The organism is uncultured Campylobacter sp. (assembly GCF_938045345.1).
Taxonomy (GTDB): Bacteria; Campylobacterota; Campylobacteria; order Campylobacterales; family Campylobacteraceae; genus Campylobacter_B.
Genome location: NZ_CALIMS010000016.1, coordinates 1 through 16,406, shown reverse-complemented (window position 1 = coordinate 16,406; position 16,406 = coordinate 1). Strand labels below are relative to the sequence as shown.

The following is a 16,406-nucleotide window of genomic DNA, read 5'->3' as shown; positions in this document are numbered from 1 at the left end:
TTTTGCCAAAAAATAGGAAAAAACTTGATAAATTTCATCATCCAAAAGCTAAAAGATCGCAATATTTTCATCACGGGCGGCGCAGGCGTGGGCAAAAGCTACGTAATAAAAGAGCTCATCGAAAACTACCGCGCTCGCGGCAAGCTCGTCATCGTTCTGGGTAGCACCGGCATCAGCGCCGTAGAGATCGGTGGCGTGACCGTGCATAGCTTCTTCCGCTTCGGCATTTGCAAAAACCACGAGGAGCTAAAAAGCTTCGATCGCAAACAAAGCGGCAAACTAAGCGAGCTGCGAAAAATTTTAGCTCTCGCAGACCTCATCGTGATCGATGAAATTTCGATGATCGGCGCCGAGCTTTTCGAGATGATCTATCTTAGAATTTCAAATTCTAAATTTAACGGACGGCTGCTCGTTACGGGCGATTTTTATCAGCTTCCGCCGGTGCGTAAAGAGGGCGAGAGCGCGCCACGCGGGAGCCTATTTAGCGACTCGGATTACGCCTTCGGCTCGTACGCGTGGAGGCAGTGCGAGTTTTTTTATGTCGAGATGATAGGCTCCAAGCGCACCGCCGATGCGGCGCTATACCGCCTGCTTTGCGAGCTGCGGCTCGGCATCACGAGCGAGCAGACGGCGGAGCTGATGCGATCTTTGCTCATCGATGCCGCGCGAGCTGAGCCGAACGCCACGATAATCTCAGGCAGAAACGCCGAAGTAGATGCGATAAATAGCGCCAGATTAGCCAAGCTTAATGCGCCGCAGAGCAGCTTTGAGGGCGTTTATGAAGCGCTGCAAAGCGGCGTGAGCGAGCAGAAAATTCAAAAATGGATCGCCTCGCTAAACGCGCTGCAAAGTCTGACGCTAAAAGAAGGCGCAAAGGTGCTGTTTACCGCAAATAAAAGCGGCGAGTTTTTTAACGGCGAACAAGGCGTCGTCGAAAAGATCGAAAAAAGCTCCGGCGGCGAGATCGAAAGCGTGGTCGTAAAAAAGCCCTCCGGCATACTAAGCCGCGTGGGGCTGCAAACATACGAACTAAGCGAGATCGCCGCAAGCGGCGCGGATGCCGAGCAGATCGTGCTGGCGCGGTATTATCAGTTCCCGCTAAAGCTCGCATACGCCATCACGATCCACAAATCCCAAGGCATGAGCATTCCGCAGCTCATCTGTGACATCGACAGGATCTTTGCCAAGGGGCAGCTCTACGTGGCGCTTTCGCGCGCGACGAGCCTTGCTGGGCTCGGGGTGATATATACGCGCGCGGAGCCGTTGTTGCGGTATTTGCAGCGCAACGCAAGCGCAGACGAGGCAGTGGTGAAATTTTATCAAGAGAATGAATTTTATAAAATTTCGGATCAAAAGGTGGAATAAATTTAAAAAATTGCAGTCGTGATTTTGCATAGAATTTTGAAATTTTGCGGCGTTTTAAATTTAATGATATTTGCGGTGTAAATTGCGGCAACGCATAACTAGACTTAAATTTTAGTCTATTTTAGAATTCGTGCGACTTTAAAATTTTAAATTTTTGTAAACCAATCAGTCTTACAAATTAAAATTCTCAAATCCGATTCTCCCACGGAAATCAGTCTACTCTATTGCGACGTCTTCGAGCTCTTTAGATTCATAAAATTCCCGTACTGCCGGGTTTTTAAAAACCGTTCTTTCTTTTAGGTTTCTATCAGAATAGAATGTTATAATGACGTCATTGGGGAGGGATAGCGGCGTAATTAGACCCTCCTCCCCAGCTTGTCTTTTGCTATCCATAGTTACTCTAAATCTAATCCCGTCGGAATCTTGCCACTCAAATACTTTTCCGGTTTTAGTTTTATCTTCTAAAAATGGTTCCCCAAAAATTTTCATATATTTTCTTAGACTTCTACCTAAATTAAGTAACTCTTCTAGGCTAACCTCACCTATTGCTCCTTGTTTTAAATGATATTTCAGATGCTCTGCACCAATCCCCTTATCTCTTTTTATGTTATGCCAACCCTTAACATACATAACGACCGTATCTATGACCGCATTCTCAACCAAGGCAATATCTGGGTTGATAGTTACGGGCGTAGCCCTTTTATCGTTAAAGGTAACGTTATAAATTCCCAGTTTTTCTCCATCTTTCTTAAAATTCTCATAAAATTAAATTTTTATTCGTTTGATGCCTCTGTTCTGCGCAAAACTTTTTAAATTTATGTTCTTATCAGAGCAAAATGCTATAATAACTTTAGAGGAAGAGGTACGTGGCGGTTGTGCCCTCTCTTCCTTTTTAAAATTTCCTCGTAAAAACCAACTGATTTTCAATACTTTGCAAATTCTATTTTAGCTGCTGTTTCTATTCTTTCTCTTGAAATTTTTTATTAGTATAAGCTCTACCCTCTTTTTGAAACTCTTTGACGGCGGAGTAGTCTTCACTCATATTTTTTAAAACATCTTCAAGCCACAATACTTTACCAAGCGTTATGATTTCGCCGTTTTCTTTCTTGGCTATCAGGCGTAAATTCGAAAATTTCTGATCTTCCTCGTTTAAAATTTCTCTGCTATTGTCATAAAAATATATCTCCTCGCAAAACGGAATCACTTTAGCGAGGTTATCGAAGCTCTGCGAATATCTACGTTCCAATATGGCTTCCTCTATGCTATGGCCGTTCTTTTGTGCCCTAATGGCTACTCTTTGCTTTGACAGATCAACGCTTTCAAGACCCACATAAAAGAGCGTTATCCTATACCCGGACGCTTTTGCAGCGCTTATAAATCTAACTATGCCGCGACCGCTTAGCGTAGTTTCTACGTTAAAATCTATTCCCCTGCGCAGGTAAGACTCTCTAAGCTTGAGCGCTATTTTGCCGGCTCTATTTTGATCCTTTTTATTTTTCCAGTCTCCAAATTCCTTAACGATTTCGTCAGAATTGATTCTAGTGCCGTAAAAATAGTCGCTCTCTAGTTGATTTATATAAAATGTCGATTTACCCGCGCCGTTTATGCCTGCGAAAATATATAAATTTTTCATAGCCCCTGTCCTTTAAACGCGGAGTTTAGCGCTTTTTGCAAGTTAAAAAATTCATCAAAAGTCGCTTTATAATTATCCATAAAGTCTTGCAAAACTGCATCGCTTTTAGCTCTTATGTCCTTTGCCTCTATCATCTCTTTGGGAAAGCTTTTAACCCTAGCGCATATCACCTCCGGCTCGCTCGCGCTCTTTTTGCTTAAATTTTTCACACCCTTTAGCAGATCCACATCACTATTTTTTATAATTGTGTATATATCAAAAATATCTCTGCTCTGTTCCCTTGATAATGCAAAATCGTATTTATTTACTAAAATGTTTTCGATATTATCCACTAAAAAGCCGTGTTTGCGGTCAAAATCCCCTATATGTTCCGTAACGTCATAAACCATATCGATCTTTAAATCTACGCCCGTATCCTTGACGATTAGACGCTTAAAATTTGAAGAATCTACCACAATGTCGAATACGACGCCACTTTGTTTTAAAAATCTTACGAGCTTAACCATTTCGTCTTTGGCGGATACATCTTTAGCGCCGGTAAATAGATCTATGTCATCCGAATATCTAATGCCCTCTAAAACAAATCTATGAAGTGCCGTTTCGCCTGCCAGATAAAGATAGCAAGAGCTTTCGGCGAGTAAATTTAAAATTTTATCTTGCGCTAGGTATAGCTTATCGTAGTATTTTTTTAGTTCCATCTCATATCCCTTAGCTGATACGAGCTGTCGATATAGGCGTTTATTAAAGCATCTAGCCTCAATCTCGTTCTTTCTTTATTAAAATTTATAGGCTTATTTTGCCAATCTTTTAAAAATTCCACCACAAAGCGTTCATCCATAATGGCTAAATCCATCGTCATAAATTTAGAATTTTCCAAAATCGCGGAGAAAATTTTTCTAGCAAAAAATTTATTATGAATATTTTCTACTATATACTCGGGAGTATAATTCGTATTGCCCCAATAGCAAGTCTTTAGAATATTTTTTGCTATCGCGATTTGCTCATCTTTGCTTAATTGCATGCTTATCTCCTTTACTCATCAGGCGTTAGGGCGCTTTTATTTGACGTATCTTTTTATCCTAATATAATCTAAATCCTCTTTCTTTGGTATTTCTTTCACGACGAAACCGCTAAAAAGCTGTTTAAATTCTTTGATCCTTTCATTATTTTCTATATCATCACTTAGCACTTCCTCATTATTGTTTGTAACGTTTATATTGTCTAACCTTTTAAAATCCTTAACTTTTTCAAACAACAACTTAGCTACATCTATTAGATCCTGACGCTCTTTTGGTATATTGAGCTCGAATTTTACAAATTCTTGTGTCTGCATAATACGCCTTTATTTTAGATTCTTAATCTAGTCAAGGCTCTGACTTCTTTGATTTCCTCATCTGTCGCGGTAATATGATCCGCCACGCCGATAAATTTTTTAGCATTTTTTACTTTGCTTTTAGCTTCATCATCAGATACCTCGCTGGTTTCGACTATACTCGCTCCTAAATTTAAAGCTTCGTTTAAGTCCTCAAGTATTTTTTTTGACGGCTTGTGATTGCTCTATCGGTATGCTTATCATAGATAAATTTGTCGTTAGCTTTTTCATCGCCTCTCCTTAGAAAATATCTAAAATTCCTTTTAGCCTTTGCGTCGCCTAACGCCTAGACAGCTTTTGCCGCACTCGCCCTATGATGAGCCTTTGAATTTTTGCCTCTTTGATAGCAAGATCAAAATTTATGGCTTTGCGGACAGGTTTCATTTAAAGACCCCTTTCTTTTTTAGCCTATTGTAACCAGCTATTAGATCTCCGTCTCCTTCCTCACTATCGAGCCAAATCCATTCGATCAAATTTTCCATGAACCATTTTTGATCCATTAGCCCAAAATGCGTAAATTTACTTAAATGCGGAAAGTCCTGCTCATCATCTTCCTTACAAAGATAGGTAAATTTATCCTTTTTTACTAGGTTACACTCCTGCGCAAAGCGATCGATTATTTGATACACTTTAGCTAGATCACACCTGCCTTCGCGTATAATTTTAGCCTCATCCATTACTATTTTGGTGCCAAGCATCTTTTATCCTCTCCTTTGATGTAACATCTTACTAATACATCCGATTTCTATTTTTATTTCTCGGCTTATTGCCATCATTTTTATCAGTATCAACGTTAGAATTCTCAGACTTATATTTTGCTTTAATTTTATCCATAGCAGTAGTATCGTTTGGGTCAATACTATCCATTTTAATCCCAAAAGTCTCTTCAATATCGTATCGTTTCACAATTCCTCTAATTTTTTCAAAATCTTCGTGTTCGTAATTATTTTTTAACATTTTCAAATTATCGCTATTTATTCCATTTTTTTTAGCTATTTTTTCAAATTCGTCTCTTGCAATTAACATATCTGATAAAATTTCTTCAAACTCTTTCTCATTTATATCGAAAAAGTCTTTTATTTCATCAAATAGTTCAACGGAAGGCAAATTTACAAAATCTATAAAATTTAGTGCGTGATTTTGTTTTGAATAGCTTATGGTTTCTGGCGTTATATCGAAAGCGGGGCTCAAATTCCAAGTCTTTGTGTTTTCGTCGTACAAAACGCCATGGTTTCTCAAATGATCGTCCGTATTACCGAATAAACCATTGAAGACCATTCTACGAAATAGCTCTTTTTTGTTCTTGCTATCTAACATGAAAGCTAAATCTATATAGCTCTTTTCATTGTTTGTTTCTCCGTCTTTAACACCCAAAAGCGTCATTGCTGATTTATACGGTATTCTTTTATCGCTCGCTCTATCAAATCTTTTAACAAGCAATGCCGTTCCTTTCATTGTTTCATAAAGTTCTGCTTCACAAACATTTATTTTTGCTACTTTTGCCACTTCCAACATAGTTTGTTCGCACTTTGAAATTTGTCTATATTCGTCTTTTATTGACGGAAATTTAGCAATATACAGTTCGTTATTTTTAATAATACTAGCCTTAGGTCTAGCTCCGCCCAAACTACCGCTCGGTGCCAATAAGTTTTTTATATCACTATCCAAGCTTTCGCCTTGCTCTATTCTATATGCCGATGTACAAAGTTCATTTATACTTGTAAGTTTTGGAACATTAGTTTTGGACGATACAAATTCATCTCCTTTTTTTATCCTTATAGAACCTATTCTAAAATAATCGCTTACGCCAATTAGATATTCGCTATTTGTAAGTTCACTTCCTGCTTTTCTTTTTTGAATAAGCCGCCCCCACCTATCGGGGCTTATATCGCAAAATACGCCCCAAAGGTCTTTTGAAATAAATTCAGTATCTTTTAAAGGTAAATTCGGATCTATTTCAAATCCATTTTTAATCCAATTTTCATCGTATGAAAAATAATATGTTTCGTTTTTTCCTATTGCATATACTTTCATTTTGCCTATTTTAGTTTCATTATGATAAATTTTAAACGAATTATCCATTTTTTATACCTTTATCATTATTATATTATTAAGTTATGAAAATATGTATAACTTAGCTATCGTTATACATATTTTCATAACCGTCTTTGAATTTTCGTTTGTGAAGCTTTGGCTTCATCGTTAAAGCCAAAGCTTTTAAATATATCCGCTTACCGATCGCTTTCATCAAGAGTGTTGCGTATCCGGGATAAAACACCGCTATCGCCCTGAGTATCTTGTATAGGCGGTTCGGCTGCTTCAAATGTATCCTCGCGCGCGGATATATCTTTTAATCGTATCGACCATATCGTCGTTACGTCAAACCTATTCACACATTTACTTAGCCAAGGAAATTGATGCACCATTCTTAAAATAATCTTATTGATCTGGCTTTCCTTCATCGGTTTTATCGATATGTATCCACTCGATTGTTTATGCTCAAAACCGTTGTTTTCCATAAAAACTTTAATTTTGCTATAAGCTACACGATAATCTTTGCCCGGATAGAATTCTTTCAGAGCTTTGGTATCTAAATCAAAATTTATAAATTTACGAGCATTCATTTAAAAATTCCTTCTTCTTTTAACTCTATATAATCTGCAATTAAATTGCTGTCGCCTTCCTCGCTATCGAGCCAAGTCCATTCGATCAAATTTTCCATAAACCACTTTTGATCCATTAATCCAAAATGCGTGAATTTACCTAAATGCGGAAAGTCCCGTTCATCGTCTTCCTTGCAAAGATAAGTAAATTTATCCTTTTTTACTAGGTTACACTCCCGCGCAAGACGATCGATCGCTTGATACACTTTGGCTAGATTATACTTGCCTTCGCGTAGAATTTTGTCCTCGTCTAGGACTATTTTAGATCCTTTCATAACTACTCCTTTAAAGATTTGGTATCTAAATCAAAATTTATGGCTTTACGGACGCGAACGCTCATTTAAAATATCCTTCGCGTTCAAATTCGTGTATAGTATCTATAAGATTTCCATCACCTTCCTCGCTATCCAACCATATCCAATCTTTCACGTTATCGCGAAAAAATTTTTGATCCATTAGCTTAAAATGCGTAAATTTACCAAGGTGCGGAAGATCCTGCTCGTCGTCTTCCTTACAAAGATAGGTAAATTTATCCTTTTTTACGAGGTTACACTCCTGTGCAAATTTATCGATTATTTGATACACTCTAGCCAGATCACATCTGCCTTCGCGTATAATTTTAGCCTCATCCATTACTATTTTGGTGCCTAACATCTTGTTCTCCTATAATCTTTTTTATTTCCTTTAATATTGATAATCCCATTTAAATTTCCTTTGCTAGAAAATATTACTAATAATCTCACAATTTTTAAATTAAATTTGACCGCCCTATTACAGTCCTGCTTCGGCTCTTAGTTGCGCGGCATACATCTCGCGCAGGCGCGGTACGTATTTGCCGACTGTGCCGCCGCCGATCTGCCTGCCGTCAGCTTTTACGATCGGCAGCACCATCAGCGTCGCCGCACTGATAAAGGCCTCATCGGCTTCGTAAACCTCGCTCATTCCAAACGCCCGCTGCTGCACGCTAAGCCCCGCCTGCTCGGCAAGGCCTAGGATCACCTTGCGGCGGATACCGGGCAGTATGTCGTTTGAAAGCGGTCGCGTGATCAGAACGTCATCTTTGATAATAAACGCGCTGGAGCTCGAGCACTCGGTAACTAGCCCGTCCTCGATCAAAAAGCACTCATAAGCACCCGCCTTGTGGGCCTCGTGCTTTAAGATACACTGGGCTAAAAGCGAGATCGATTTTATATCGCGCCTGTGCCAGCGGATCTCGGGCAGGCTTACGATCTCGATCCCCTCTTTTGCGAACGGATTGTCAAAAATTTGCGTATGATAGACGAAAGCAAATACACTGGGCTCTATGCCGCAGACGTAATCAAAATCGCGTATCGCCGCACCCCTTGTGATCTGAGTGTAGAAAGCGCCCTCGCTCACGCCGCCCTGCGCGATGAGCTCATATAAAATTTCCTCATATTTTTCGCGAGAATATGGAATTTCCAGCTCGATCTGCGCGGCGCTGCGCTCAAAGCGCTCCCAAAAATCCGCCCTGTCGCAAATTCTAGAATTTACCACGGGCGCTACTTCATAGATGCCGTCTCCAAGCACGAAACCGCGATCAAAAGGGCTTATCGCAGCCTCTTTGGCTTTGCAAAATTTGCCGTTAATATAAACTATCTCGTCGCCGCTCATTCCGCTGATTTCAAACATAATCTCTCCTTGAAATTTCGCGCTATTTTATCTTATAACAATTTAATTTAAGATATAATGTTGCAAAAATCGAAGGAACTCCGATGGATAAATCAAATTTTAAAGATAGGCTTTTAGAAATTATGTTTCATGTCTCGCATAAACCCGTGCTTTTCCGCGATCTACTCGAAGCTAATGCCGAGTTTAACGACGGAATGCTCGTTGATCCTTCGAAGCTAAATTTTAAATTTAACTACGGCAAATCCTACGTGATCTTCGCCTGCTTCGCATTTGTCTGCGTAATGCTTTTGATAACGCTGACGCACGCGATGTTTGAAAAGATCGACTTTCACTTCTCCATTTTATTTACGATCATAGCGACATCTGCGGTTTTTATCGGCTTTGATTGCTTTAAGGCGTGGGCTAGAAAAAAGCTAACCCACGAGCTCATCAAACGCGCTTGGGCGAACCACTTTCTCTACTTTCCCTACGAAAAATACAGCCGCATAGTCGAAAATATCTACAACGAAGCGCTCAAAAATGACGTGCCTAGACGCGAGCTAGAACAATACGTGCTAAGCAAAATCGTAGAAGTTGGCGAAAAATAGTTTTAAAATACCGCAAAATTCTATAACACAAAACAGCATTTCAACCCAAGCAAATTTTAAAATTTTATTGCGAAATATGTGGCACGTGGGCAAGACGTAAAATTACGGCTCGAAAAGTAAGCGGTATGATGGATGAATTCTAAATAAAATTATATGCCGGTGCTGCAAAAACTACGGCATAAATTACGATAGATAAATTTTAATTAAAGTCTATACTTTCCTGCGCGACATTTCGCTACAGCTAAATTTCACTTCATAAAATTTATCTATCGTTTCTTAAATTTTAATCTTGCCCACTTACTACCGATTTAGCAATCCGTATTATGTAATTGAAGTTATGTTTAACTATTTTAGGGTAAAATCACGCAATATCTAAGGGATAATATTAAATTTAAGAAAAGGATAGTTTATGAAGCTACTTTTTTGCATTATTTTTACGCTTTGCAGCGGTGTTTTTGCGGGCAGTTTGGAGCAGATCAGATCTGCCGGAGTCGTTAAAATCGGTGTTCGTGATGGTAGGCCGCCTTTTAGTGATGAAAAAAGCGGTAATTTCGAAGGCTTTGAAATCAACCTTGCAGACGCTATAGCTAAGAGCATATTCGGTGATAAGCGCGGTAGGGTCGAGTTCGTCCCTCTAAACGCCAGCGATAGGATCTCTGCATTACAAAACGATAAGGTAGATCTTGCAGTCGCGACCATCACGATAACGCAAGATAGAAAAAGGCAAATCGACTTTTCTTATCCATATTTTTCGATGAGTTTGGGAGTTTTGACACGTAAAAGCGACGGCATCAAAAGTATAGACGATCTTTCAAACAAAAAGGTCCTAGTAGAGGGTAGCGGGACTACGGCAGAAAATTTTTTGTATAAAAATAAAATCCACAATCTAATCCATTGCTCCATTACTACCGAATGCTATGATATGCTTAAGCAAGGCAAAGCCGATGCTTACGTTAACGATAATCTCATCGTGCTAGCTTATTCCATTATCGATGATAACTTAGAAGTAGCAATCCAAAATCTAGGTAATCCGGAATTCTTAGGCATCGGGGTGCGCAAAGGCAATACCGAATTGCTTGATCTGATAAATAAAGAGCTTGTTACACTTAGCAAGCAGGGCTTTTTCGAACGTTCTTACGATGAAACTTTCAAGCCATTTTATCAAGGCGCTGCAGATAAAAAATATTTCTTACTAGATGGGCTCTATGCTATATTTTAGGACGGAATTTAGCAGTGTTTTATCTAACGCCTTCGACTAAAACATCATTTATAATAAGTGGATAATATGCGAAATCCCATTTTAAGGACATAAAATGAAACTACTTTTTATAGCGGCTCTATTTTGTGCGGCGCTTTTTGCAGATAGCCTAGATCAAATCAGACAAAACGGCGTCATTCGCATCGGAGTGCGCGACGCCCATCCACCGCTTTGCGAGTCTAATGGCGGCAAATTTGAAGGATTTGAAATCGATCTTGCAAACGCTATTGCTAAAGAAATTTTCGGCAAAAAAGAGGGCAAAATCGAGTTCATCCCGTTAAGCGTAAATGATAGAATTCCATTTTTAGAGGCAAATAAGCTTGATTTAGTTATCGGTCTATTTAGCATCACCAACGAACGAAAAAGAAAAATCGATTTCTCCCTCCCCTACCTCTCCGTAAATTTGGGCGTATTAACGCGCAAAGCCGACGCTCTTACCGATATCGCGCAGCTTCATGATAAAAAGATCGTATTCGAAGGCGACGCGACGGTGGCGGAGAGATTTTTCAAAAACAAAGGATTTAAAAATTTAGGCCATTGCGCTTCGGCTAAGGAATGTTACGAAATGATTCGAAATGGCGATGCGGACGGCTATATAAACGACAATCTCATCGTGCTTGCATATTCCGTCATCGATGATACTTTAGAGGTGCCGTTTAAAAACCTAGGCCCTAGCGATTTCATCGGCATCGGCGTGCAGAAGGACAACAAGGAACTACTTGATTTCGTCAATGCAGAGCTCATCAAGCTAAGCAAAGAGGGCTTTTTCAAAAAGGCCTACGAGCAGAGCTTTGATCCATTTTATCGCGGTACGGCGGATAAGAAATATTTTCTGCTAGATGGAATTTATAATATGCTCTAAGAGCTTGCTTTAAATTTTGAGTCCGGCTTTTAGAATTTTAGCAAATAAAATTTCCCGCTTGGTTTGAAAGCGGAAGAGAGATTAAATTTAAGGATTTGCCATGAAATTGCTTCTTGCAATGTTGCTACCATTTATCGTTGCTTTCGCCGATAGTCTGGAACAGATCAGATCAAAAGGCGTCGTTCGCATCGGCGTTTACGACGGACAGCCTCCTTTTAGTGAGCTAAACGATGGAACTTTTGAGGGTTTTGAAGTTACGATGGCACAGGCCATAGCAAATGATCTTTTCGGCGAAAAAGGCGGCAGAATCGAGCTTGTGCCGATGAAGGTCGAGGATAGAATTCCAGCTTTAGTAAACAACCGCGTAGATATCGTCATCGCTACGATTACCATTACGCCTGAACGTGCGCAGCAGATCGATTTTTCAACACCGTATTTTTCGGTAAATCTTGGAGTTTTAACCCGCAAAGCCGATAGAATAAAATCCTTAGCCGATCTGAAAGAGAAGAGAATTTTGCTCGAAAGCGGCGGTACGGGCGAGGCATTTTTTAAACAAGAAGGCTTTGGAAATTTTACATTTTGCAAGATCGCCAGAGAGTGCTACCGCATGCTAAAAGACGGCGACGTGGACGCCTACGCGACCGATAATCTCATCGCAATGGCATATCCGGTAGTCGATAGCGAGGTAGAAGTACCGCTTAAAACTCTAGGCAAGCCCGATTTCATGGGTATTGGCGTGCAGAAGGGCAATAAAGAGCTACTGGATTTCGTCAATGCAGAGCTTATAAAGCTAAGCAAAGAGGGTTTTTTTGAAAAGGCATACGAGGGGACTTTTAACCCATTTTATCACGGCGCTGCGGATAAAAGATATTTCTTGCTAGATGGAATTTACAGCTTCTTGTAGGATTTGCGGCTTATTTTAAAATTTATCACGTAAGATTTATCACGTAAATTTTATCTCCTGCTTGCTATACTTTAACCCTTACAGCGGGATCACATAAAATTTATCGCGCAATCTTGCTCGTTTAAATTTTTCAAAAAAGCTTTTTCGCGGGCGAAACGGCATTTATATAAAATTCCGCTCGTTTAAAATTTATCTTGCATAAATTCTACCGCAGCTTGGAATTGCTAAAATAAATTTAGCTCAGATTTTTATTATTTCAAATTTTACTAAAAATCCTCTTGCTAGGATTTTTTACCACTTGCAATCCACTCAAAATACCTCCCCTAAAAAAGGTTAAATTTTGCAGTCAAGAATTTATTCTGCGCAAAGAGTAAATTTTTACTACTTAAAATTACAAATGCAGCCCCCCCCCTGTCAAAAACCGATCAGTGATTTTCATATTGCAAACTGATCTATTTTTATGTATAATCGCAAACTTTACGAATTTCAAAGGATCAATATATGAAAAAATCCATCTGCTCCTCTATGCTTAGCCTCGCAGCGGTGCTCGCACTAGCACCCGCACAAGCGCTTTGCAATGCAGATTCTAATCCGCCGCTTATCCATACCCATAATAACCTCTATTCGGCGGGATTTAGCGGCAATACTAGCGGCAGCGGTAGCACCAGCCCAAATGGCAATATTACGACGATTACGGGCGTTGCAAGCGGCGGAACGGATTACTCTGGCAGCGTGATTTACGGCGGAGGAAGCGGCGACGGGATCGCGGGCTTTACCGAGTTAAACTCCGCCTCCAACAATAGACTTACGATTAGAGGCGCAAACGCTTACGTGGGTATCGCAATAGGTGCTGAGGCCAAGGGTGTATCGGATAATTACGTGAGCTTGGAAAACGGCTCTAAGGTAAATTTGGTCGTGGGCGGGCAAGGCATAGCGGCGTCAAAAACGGGCAACGAAGGCGAAGCGACGCGAAATCAGGTTTTTGTAAAATACGGCGCCGAAATTACGGGAAATGCCGATAACTTCGGCGGTAGCTCAAACAGACATTATAATATCATCGGCGGCAGAAGTGGAGCGGATAAAAAAGCCTCCTCCAACGCCGTAACGATCGACGGGGGTACTATCGGCAACGGCTCCGTTACGAATGTAATCGTGGGCGGTATAGTAAGCGGCGGCGGCGATGCCGTATCAAATAGAATAACTATCAAAGGTGGCACATTTAGAGGGAGCTTCGATATATTCGGCGCGCAATCCTCCACAGGGCAAAGTAACTCTAATAGCGTCAATATAACGGCGCCTTATTACGGCGGCACAAGCACTATTACTTTAAGCGGTAGTGGTAGAATTTGGGGCGCAGCGGGCGGAAGCGGAAACTCTAGCGCAAACTCCGTATCCATAAGCGCAAAGCTAAAAGCGCAAAATTACCAAGTAGTAGGCGGTCAAGCAAATAGCGCTAGCGTAATGAGCGCAAATCGCGTAGAGATCAATAACGACGATGCAATCTTAGGCAGTGTCACGGGCTCTTTGGGCGGCGCCTCGAGCTCGCGAAGCGTAGTTGATCTTTACAAAGGTACCGTAAAAGGTGATGTCGCGGCAGCAAGCGGCATCGTAGGCGAATCGGTCGGCGATAGAGTTACTCTAGGGGCATCAGACTCCAACAAAGGCGTGCACGTAGGCGGCAATGTCTATGGCGCACGTGCAGGAAGCGTCAAAAATGCGGTCGTTTATATCAATAAAGAAAGAACGACGATAGCAGGAGACGTCTTTGCGGGCTACGCTACAAGCGGCAGCGTCGAGAATAGCAACGTAAATTTTAGAGGCGGCACTATAAGCGGTACAATCTACGGCAGCAATAAGCCTACGGATAAAACTAATACCTTACATATAGAAAATTGGGTCGGCGGCGGCGTGAAAAAAGCCAAGGACATTAAAAATTTCGGCTCTATAAATTTTCACGATCTATATTCTACTACCGAAGCCGATGCGCCACTTACTCTAACCACTGGCGGCAATACGAATTTAAACGGCACAAAGATAGAGGGTATAAAATCAGATCTTGGCGAAGGAAAGTACTATCTGATCCATAATTCAGGCGGTGGCACGATCACCAGAGCCGCGCAGACCGTGCAAGATAATCAAATTTATACGATTACCGACAAAGATCACTATCAAATCACCGGCACCACGATCGAGGTCGAAAACAGCAAGAATTTAATCATGCAAAAGGGCACTCTAACTCGTTCTTGGATAGACCCCAACTTTGATCAAAGCGAGCTAATGCAAAATCAAAATTCTAACAAGGCCGCAGGCGCCACTGATCTATTCGGCAATAAAGGAAACACCGTAATAGTAAAAGAGAATGCAGGCAATCTAGGCGGCAAAAACATAAGCTCTGGTAGAGACGATACTACCGACGGGAGCAACAGCGTCCACGATAACCACGCTAAGATTAGAGGTGGAAGCAACATAGGCGAGATCGATGGAGGATATTCAAATTCCGCTACCCCGCAAGAAATTTATAATAACCATGTAACTTTCGAAGCAAGCGGAATAGACGTGGGGTACGTAAATGCGGGCATCACTCATAGCAGTAGCGGCGGCGGCAACGTCCACGACAATAGCGTAACTACGAATGCTACGATAATCCACAATAGCATTTACGGCGGCAATACTAGCAACGGAGAAGCTAAGTCCAATATCGTAACGATAAACAACGGCAGCGTAGGAGCAATGGCGGTAGGCGGCAAAGGAAACAGCGCGATTTCCAACGCCATAACTCTTAACTCGGTAAACGTAGGCGGAAGCGTATACGGCGGAAAGGCTAGCGGCACCGCTTCCTCCAACACTGTAAATTTAAACGGCAACACGCAAGTTGCTGGCAACGTCTACGCAGCGGAAGCTACTAGCGGCAGCAACAACGTAGTAAATTTCAGAAGCGGCAGCGTAGCGGGCACGTTATACGGAGTATCTAGCGCAAACGCTAGCAATTCGGGCAATAGCTTAAATATCCTATCTTCAAACTCAGGCAATGGCCTAAATGCAGGGAATTTTGCAAATTTCAATAAATTGGAATTCAACTTAGCCTCCCTTAGCGAGATTGAAAACGATGCTTCATCAAGTACCAAAAGAGCTTTAAATTTAACGGGTTCCGGCAATACCGATCTAAGCGGTACCGATATATTTGTGAATTCCGCAAGCGAATTTAACGCTTTAAACAATGCAAGCTATCCAGATGGCGATAATAAGAAATATACCCTTGCCTATAAAAGCGGAGGCGGTAAATTTACCGGATATGATCCACGCTTTAAAGACAAGGGCTACGTAACTCAACTAAATAAAAACTATGTCATAAAAGATGCCAATACCTTTAGCAGAAACATAGGTGGTATGCATATAAGCGAGGATGAGAAGGAACTTTATATCCAAAAGCTTATTAAGACTAACGAGAGCATAAATGGAGACTTTGATGCGGATGAGCTGCAGAAGTATCTTGGTGCCGGCGGTCTTAACGGAAATAACATAGATATAGGCAAAGTGGGGGAGGATAAGAATTTTAACGCTAGAAATATCAACGCAGCAGGCGCAAACAATACGTTAAATTTCATCAGCGGTCATAATGTAGGCGTAATAAGCGCAAGCGGTGGCGGCAACACCCTTAACATAGGAGCTAGCAATAGCTCTCCTGCGGCAGTAAATTCCTTAAGCGCTAAAAATATTAGCGGTTTTGACAGGCTAAACTTCTTTCTTCCTAACTCTATTAGAGCAGGCGATAGCGTACTTACCCTAAGCGACCCTACTGCCAATACCAATCTAAGCAACGTAAGCAATATCACGGCTTATATAAGCGGAGTAAGCGGTCCGATTAATCCAAGCAGCGAGATTCATCTAATCAATAAGCAAGGAAGCGGCAGCCTTATAACTCCTAACGCAGCCAATATGCACGCAACGCTAAATATAGGAGTAAGTCTAAGCTATAACCCTAAAATTTATCAAAGCGGCAATTATCTAAATTTAGGATTCGATGCTTCCTCGGCTCCTAGCGCGCGCGTAAATTCTAATACCAAATCCTTCGCCGAAACCCGTGCCGCAAGCTTAGCCAGCTTAAAGAGCGG

Annotated in this window: 17 protein-coding genes; 6 read left to right on the top strand and 11 right to left on the bottom strand. The window is 41.1% G+C overall.

What is annotated here, in order from left to right:
- The first annotated feature begins 24 nt into the window (after positions 1-24).
- Positions 25-1,365 carry an AAA family ATPase gene (locus Q0144_RS04235; protein WP_298061989.1) on the top strand — a complete coding sequence of 447 codons (1,341 nt, stop codon included), beginning with the start codon at positions 25-27 and terminating at the stop codon, positions 1,363-1,365.
- Between the two features lie 216 nt (positions 1,366-1,581).
- Here the strand turns inward: Q0144_RS04235 and Q0144_RS04230 are convergent, their stop codons facing one another.
- The 11 genes from Q0144_RS04230 to Q0144_RS04180 form a co-directional block, all read right to left on the bottom strand.
- Positions 1,582-1,995 carry a hypothetical protein gene (locus Q0144_RS04230; protein WP_298061987.1) on the bottom strand — a complete coding sequence of 138 codons (414 nt, stop codon included), beginning with the start codon at positions 1,993-1,995 and terminating at the stop codon, positions 1,582-1,584.
- A gap of 328 nt (positions 1,996-2,323) precedes the next feature.
- Positions 2,324-2,998, bottom strand: a complete 675-nt coding sequence (locus tag Q0144_RS04225) for an AAA family ATPase (RefSeq protein ID WP_297943040.1) — start codon at positions 2,996-2,998, stop codon at positions 2,324-2,326.
- Positions 2,995-3,696: a nucleotidyl transferase AbiEii/AbiGii toxin family protein gene (locus Q0144_RS04220; protein WP_298061985.1), complete on the bottom strand. Its 702-nt coding sequence runs from the start codon at positions 3,694-3,696 to the stop codon at positions 2,995-2,997. The genes Q0144_RS04225 and Q0144_RS04220 overlap by 4 nt, the downstream gene beginning before the upstream one ends.
- Positions 3,687-4,019 carry a hypothetical protein gene (locus tag Q0144_RS04215; protein WP_297942266.1) on the bottom strand — a complete coding sequence of 111 codons (333 nt, stop codon included), beginning with the start codon at positions 4,017-4,019 and terminating at the stop codon, positions 3,687-3,689. The genes Q0144_RS04220 and Q0144_RS04215 overlap by 10 nt, the downstream gene beginning before the upstream one ends.
- 36 nt (positions 4,020-4,055) lie before the next feature.
- Entirely contained in the window at positions 4,056-4,331 is a 276-nt protein-coding gene (locus Q0144_RS04210) for a hypothetical protein (protein ID WP_297942268.1), read from the bottom strand.
- Between the two features lie 419 nt (positions 4,332-4,750).
- Complete coding sequence (locus tag Q0144_RS04205; RefSeq protein WP_297942272.1) at positions 4,751-5,068, bottom strand: hypothetical protein; 318 nt, start codon at positions 5,066-5,068, stop codon at positions 4,751-4,753.
- A gap of 31 nt (positions 5,069-5,099) precedes the next feature.
- Entirely contained in the window at positions 5,100-6,452 is a 1,353-nt protein-coding gene (locus Q0144_RS04200) for a type II toxin-antitoxin system HipA family toxin (protein WP_297943035.1), read from the bottom strand.
- A 149-nt stretch (positions 6,453-6,601) separates the two neighbouring features.
- Entirely contained in the window at positions 6,602-6,994 is a 393-nt protein-coding gene (gene vapD, locus Q0144_RS04195) for a VapD family protein (protein WP_297943033.1), read from the bottom strand.
- Positions 6,991-7,308 carry a hypothetical protein gene (locus Q0144_RS04190; protein ID WP_298061983.1) on the bottom strand — a complete coding sequence of 106 codons (318 nt, stop codon included), beginning with the start codon at positions 7,306-7,308 and terminating at the stop codon, positions 6,991-6,993. The genes vapD and Q0144_RS04190 overlap by 4 nt, the downstream gene beginning before the upstream one ends.
- A gap of 61 nt (positions 7,309-7,369) precedes the next feature.
- Positions 7,370-7,687, bottom strand: coding sequence for a hypothetical protein (locus Q0144_RS04185; protein WP_298061982.1), 318 nt, complete (start codon positions 7,685-7,687; stop codon positions 7,370-7,372).
- Between the two features lie 117 nt (positions 7,688-7,804).
- Positions 7,805-8,683 (bottom strand): aminotransferase class IV, encoded by an 879-nt coding sequence (locus Q0144_RS04180; protein ID WP_298061980.1) that lies wholly within the window; start codon positions 8,681-8,683, stop codon positions 7,805-7,807.
- Between the two features lie 83 nt (positions 8,684-8,766).
- Here Q0144_RS04180 and Q0144_RS04175 point away from each other — a divergent pair, with 83 nt between their 5' ends.
- From Q0144_RS04175 to Q0144_RS04155, 5 genes are all read left to right on the top strand, one after another.
- Positions 8,767-9,270, top strand: coding sequence for a hypothetical protein (locus tag Q0144_RS04175; protein ID WP_298061978.1), 504 nt, complete (start codon positions 8,767-8,769; stop codon positions 9,268-9,270).
- Between the two features lie 409 nt (positions 9,271-9,679).
- A complete protein-coding gene (locus tag Q0144_RS04170) occupies positions 9,680-10,489 on the top strand; it encodes a transporter substrate-binding domain-containing protein (RefSeq protein ID WP_177388367.1) in 810 nt (269 codons plus the stop codon).
- A gap of 94 nt (positions 10,490-10,583) precedes the next feature.
- Entirely contained in the window at positions 10,584-11,390 is an 807-nt protein-coding gene (locus Q0144_RS04165) for a transporter substrate-binding domain-containing protein (protein ID WP_298061975.1), read from the top strand.
- A 100-nt stretch (positions 11,391-11,490) separates the two neighbouring features.
- Entirely contained in the window at positions 11,491-12,294 is an 804-nt protein-coding gene (locus Q0144_RS04160) for a transporter substrate-binding domain-containing protein (protein WP_291936842.1), read from the top strand.
- 501 nt (positions 12,295-12,795) lie between these two features.
- Positions 12,796-16,406: hypothetical protein (locus Q0144_RS04155; protein WP_298061973.1), on the top strand; the 3,611-nt coding region annotated here is incomplete at its 3' end.

What these genes read in the sequence shown, in the direction of transcription:
- Q0144_RS04200 (WP_297943035.1), bottom strand. Translation starts at nt 6,452, where the DNA reads ATGGATAATTCGTTTAAAATTTATCATAATGAAACTAAAATAGGCAAA.
- Q0144_RS04180 (WP_298061980.1), bottom strand. Translation starts at nt 8,683, where the DNA reads ATGTTTGAAATCAGCGGAATGAGCGGCGACGAGATAGTTTATATTAAC.
- Q0144_RS04160 (WP_291936842.1), top strand. Translation starts at nt 11,491, where the DNA reads ATGAAATTGCTTCTTGCAATGTTGCTACCATTTATCGTTGCTTTCGCC.
- Q0144_RS04210 (WP_297942268.1), bottom strand. Translation starts at nt 4,331, where the DNA reads ATGCAGACACAAGAATTTGTAAAATTCGAGCTCAATATACCAAAAGAG.
- Q0144_RS04185 (WP_298061982.1), bottom strand. Translation starts at nt 7,687, where the DNA reads ATGTTAGGCACCAAAATAGTAATGGATGAGGCTAAAATTATACGCGAA.
- vapD (WP_297943033.1), bottom strand. Translation starts at nt 6,994, where the DNA reads ATGAATGCTCGTAAATTTATAAATTTTGATTTAGATACCAAAGCTCTG.
- Q0144_RS04230 (WP_298061987.1), bottom strand. Translation starts at nt 1,995, where the DNA reads ATGTATGTTAAGGGTTGGCATAACATAAAAAGAGATAAGGGGATTGGT.
- Q0144_RS04225 (WP_297943040.1), bottom strand. Translation starts at nt 2,998, where the DNA reads ATGAAAAATTTATATATTTTCGCAGGCATAAACGGCGCGGGTAAATCG.
- Q0144_RS04175 (WP_298061978.1), top strand. Translation starts at nt 8,767, where the DNA reads ATGGATAAATCAAATTTTAAAGATAGGCTTTTAGAAATTATGTTTCAT.
- Q0144_RS04220 (WP_298061985.1), bottom strand. Translation starts at nt 3,696, where the DNA reads ATGGAACTAAAAAAATACTACGATAAGCTATACCTAGCGCAAGATAAA.
- Q0144_RS04205 (WP_297942272.1), bottom strand. Translation starts at nt 5,068, where the DNA reads ATGCTTGGCACCAAAATAGTAATGGATGAGGCTAAAATTATACGCGAA.
- Q0144_RS04215 (WP_297942266.1), bottom strand. Translation starts at nt 4,019, where the DNA reads ATGCAATTAAGCAAAGATGAGCAAATCGCGATAGCAAAAAATATTCTA.
- Q0144_RS04170 (WP_177388367.1), top strand. Translation starts at nt 9,680, where the DNA reads ATGAAGCTACTTTTTTGCATTATTTTTACGCTTTGCAGCGGTGTTTTT.
- Q0144_RS04190 (WP_298061983.1), bottom strand. Translation starts at nt 7,308, where the DNA reads ATGAAAGGATCTAAAATAGTCCTAGACGAGGACAAAATTCTACGCGAA.
- Q0144_RS04165 (WP_298061975.1), top strand. Translation starts at nt 10,584, where the DNA reads ATGAAACTACTTTTTATAGCGGCTCTATTTTGTGCGGCGCTTTTTGCA.